This is a genomic window from Rhizobium sp. AQ_MP (genome assembly GCF_014237835.1).
Lineage (GTDB): Bacteria > Pseudomonadota > Alphaproteobacteria > Rhizobiales > Rhizobiaceae > Allorhizobium.
The window spans coordinates 1-3,284 of sequence record NZ_JACJVI010000045.1 but is presented as its reverse complement, the minus strand read 5'-3'; the positions used below and the strand labels follow the sequence as shown (position 1 = coordinate 3,284).

General features: G+C 60.6%; 2 protein-coding genes and 1 pseudogene. All 3 read right to left on the bottom strand.

Annotated features, from left to right (window positions below):
- A pseudogene (locus H6M51_RS24110) lies at positions 1 to 1,046 on the bottom strand (protein norD); the annotation flags it as partial.
- Between the two features lie 9 nt (positions 1,047 to 1,055).
- The gene (locus tag H6M51_RS24105; RefSeq protein WP_054160188.1) at positions 1,056 to 1,859 is read right to left on the bottom strand and encodes a CbbQ/NirQ/NorQ/GpvN family protein; all 804 of its coding nucleotides are present in this window, start codon (positions 1,857 to 1,859) and stop codon (positions 1,056 to 1,058) included.
- A 60-nt stretch (positions 1,860 to 1,919) separates the two neighbouring features.
- Entirely contained in the window at positions 1,920 to 3,266 is a 1,347-nt protein-coding gene (locus H6M51_RS24100) for a nitric-oxide reductase large subunit (RefSeq protein WP_185812300.1), read from the bottom strand.
- Positions 3,267 to 3,284 lie beyond the last annotated feature (18 nt).

Below are 3,284 nucleotides of genomic sequence, written 5' to 3'. Positions count from 1 at the left end.
TCCCATTCGGGATAGGTGAGTTCCGCCTCAATCGCGGAATGGATGAGCACTTCCGGCGGCAGGTCGAGGTCGAACCGGAACTTCGCGGCTGGCCGGCCCTTGCGTTCCCCAAGCACCATCTCATCGAGTTCGTCAGCGGCCGACGCATCGTGATCGTCACTGTCGTCTGCGGGACGGTCGACATTGACCATCTCGGCCATGGCGAGGATCTTCTCGAAGCGGTTCAGGATGAAGGGGCTGCGCTCGCCCTTGGCGGCGGAATCCTTCTCGCGTATCGCCACATGGCGCCCGGCGGCCTGCGCATCCGCCTCGCTGGAGCCGACGGGCTGATCGACTTCCTGGCGGCCAGCCCATTCTTCTCTAACAACTGCATTGGGCCAGAGCGGCACGGGCAAGATCGGCAAATAGCCCGCAGGCGCCCGGTCCGGCAGGTCATCCCCTGCCGAAAGCGGAGCAAGGCCTGCGCCACAACGCAGGAGATCAATGATGCGGTCTTCCAAAAGGCCTTCCACCCGCGGAAGCGAGCCGCGGCGGCGCTCCGACAGAAGGGCGCGGCAAAGCCGACTATAGCGATCGACCAGACCGGGGAAGGTCTTCAGGACCTGCGCTTCAAGCGCCGACGCCGCGTCCAAAAGTGCAAGATCTGCCTTGAGGGGATCAGTCTCGGCCATCGGTTGAAGCGGCATCACGGCCATGGCGGCGGCCAGCCAGACATAGAGGTCAAGATTGAGCGACTGCTCCGGCATGAGATCCAAGACTGGGGGCAACATCACGCTAGCTTCGTCCCGCGCCGGATGAATGAGCTTTTCTTCGCCCAGCCCCATGCGTTGCCGAAACTTCAGCCGATGTTGCGATGTCTTGCCCCGCGCCGGTACCAGTTGAACCGTCCGTTCACCGCCGAAGCCCCGAAAGCAGACAGAGAGTACCGGAAGCACGTCTTCGAGCAGGACAGCCGCATCGGGGTAACGCGGCCAGGTGCGGGTATCACCGGCAAGCCTGTGCCACGCGCGCCCGACCGTCTCCTCAAGCTCCAAAAAGTCCAGCATGACATTCTCCTAGCGGATGACCGCCTGTGCCAGTTCCAGGAGCGCAGTACGCACGTCAGGTTCGTCGGTCAGCGGCTCGATCATGGCGGCGCGAACGGCGTCGCGTGGCGCAAGACCGGCATCGATGAGGCTCGCGCAGTAGACCAGCAGACGCGTCGAGACGCCCTCCTCCAGGTCATGACCTTTCAGCGCCCGCAGCCGCCGCGCCAGTTCGACCAATGGCTCTACAGCCGTGGCAGGCAATCCACTTTCTGCCGAGACAACCTCGATCTCCCTTGCCTTGGGCAGGAAGTCGAACTCGATGGCGACAAAACGCTGGCGAGTCGAGGGCTTCAACGCTTTGAGGAGGCTTTGATAACCAGGATTGTAGGAGACAACGAGCATGAAGGCCGGCGGCGCTTCAAGCTCTTCGCCTGTCCGCTCCAATGGCAGGATGCGCCGGTCGTCGGTGAGCGGGTGGAGCACGACGGCGACATCCTTGCGCGCCTCGACCACCTCGTCGAGATAGCACACACCGCCCTCACGGACTGCCCGGGTCAGCGGTCCGTCGACCCAGACCGTCTCACCTCCCTTCAGAAGAAAACGGCCAGTGAGATCGGCAGCCGCCAGATCGTCGTGGCAGGAGACGGTGGTCAGCGGCAAGCCAAGCTTTTGCGCCATATGACTGACGAAACGGGTCTTTCCGCAGCCTGTCGGTCCTTTGAGGAGAAGCGGCAACTGCCGCGTCCAGGCTGTCTCGAAGAGAGTGCATTCGTTGCCGGCTGGAGAATAAGTCGGGATATCCGGCTGAATGTTGCGGGCGATGATATTCATGTTGCTGATCCTTAAAATTGGTGAGAGCCCCGCCGCTTTTGAAACAGCGGGGCCGCTGTTTCACTCGGCAGGCTCGACATAGCCGCCAAAGGCCGGCTCTTTTTCCTTGCCGGGCATCAAGACGGCCCAGACGAACATCAGGGCGGAGACCAGCACCACGGCACCGGAGCCGAGACGCACCCAGTAGAAGAGAGCCAACTGGTCCTGGACGGCCATGTAGCTTTCGCCCAGCACGCGCTGCAAATGCACCTGCAGGACACCGGCAAAGGTAAGCGCGAAGGTCATTACCGACATCGCCGTGCACATCATCCAGAAGCTCGCGATCGACAGCCACTGGTTATAAGGCTGGCGGCCGCGCATTTCCGGAATGGCATAGGCCATTATCGCAAGGTTGAGCATGACATAGGCGCCGAAGAAGGCGAGGTGCCCGTGGGCGGCTGTCACCTGTGTGCCGTGGGTGTAGTAGTTCACGGAAGACAGCGTGTGCAGGAAACCCCAGACGCCGGCACCGAAGAAGGCCATGACCGAGCAGCCTATCGACCACAGAAGGGCTGCCTTGTTCGGATGCTTGCGGCCAGCCTTCCAGGTCATCACGAAGGTGAAGATGACCATCGTGAAGAAGGGTGCGACTTCAAGGGTCGAGAAGAGTGAGCCGATCCACTGCCAATAGCCCGGCGCACCGATCCAGTAGTAATGATGGCCCGTGCCGAGAATGCCGGAGAACAGAGCCAGACCGATGATCACATAAAGCCACTTCTCGACGACTTCGCGGTCGATGCCGTTGAGCTTGATCATCAGGAAGGCGAGCACCGAGGCCATAATCAGTTCCCAGACGCCTTCGACCCAGAGGTGGACGACATACCACCAGTACATCTTGTCGAGTGCCAGATTCGTTGGGTTGTAGAAGGCGAAGAGGAAGAAGATCGCCACACCCCAGAGGCCGAAGATCAGGATGTTGGTGACAACGGTCTTACGGCCCTTCAGCGACGTCATCGTAACGTTGAACAACAGCATCAGGGCGACGATGACGATGCCGACCTTGATGATGAAGGGCTGTTCGAGAAACTCGCGACCTTCATGAATGCCGAAGAGATAACCGACGACGGCTGCGGCTGCGGCGATCAGGAAGATCCAGAACTGCACGATGGCGAGCTTCGGGCTGTAAAGCTCCGTCTCCGCTTCTTCCGGCAGCAGATAATAGGTGGCGCCCATGAAGCCCATCAGCAACCAGACGATCAGGGCGTTGGTGTGGATCATGCGCACGATGTTGAAGGGGAGTAGCTCGGATAGCGTATTGGGCAGCACGTAGATCGTACCCGCGACGACCCCGAACAGGACCTGGGCGATGAAGAGGCCGAGCGCACCGTAAAAATACAGCATCGCGACCTTCTGGCTTTGATATTTCATTTTGTGTCTCCTTGGGTC

Bases quoted from the DNA above. Each gene is read 5' to 3' on its own strand.
- H6M51_RS24105 (WP_054160188.1), bottom strand. From the start codon at position 1,859: ATGAATATCATCGCCCGCAACATTCAGCCGGATATCCCGACTTATTCT.
- H6M51_RS24100 (WP_185812300.1), bottom strand. From the start codon at position 3,266: ATGAAATATCAAAGCCAGAAGGTCGCGATGCTGTATTTTTACGGTGCG.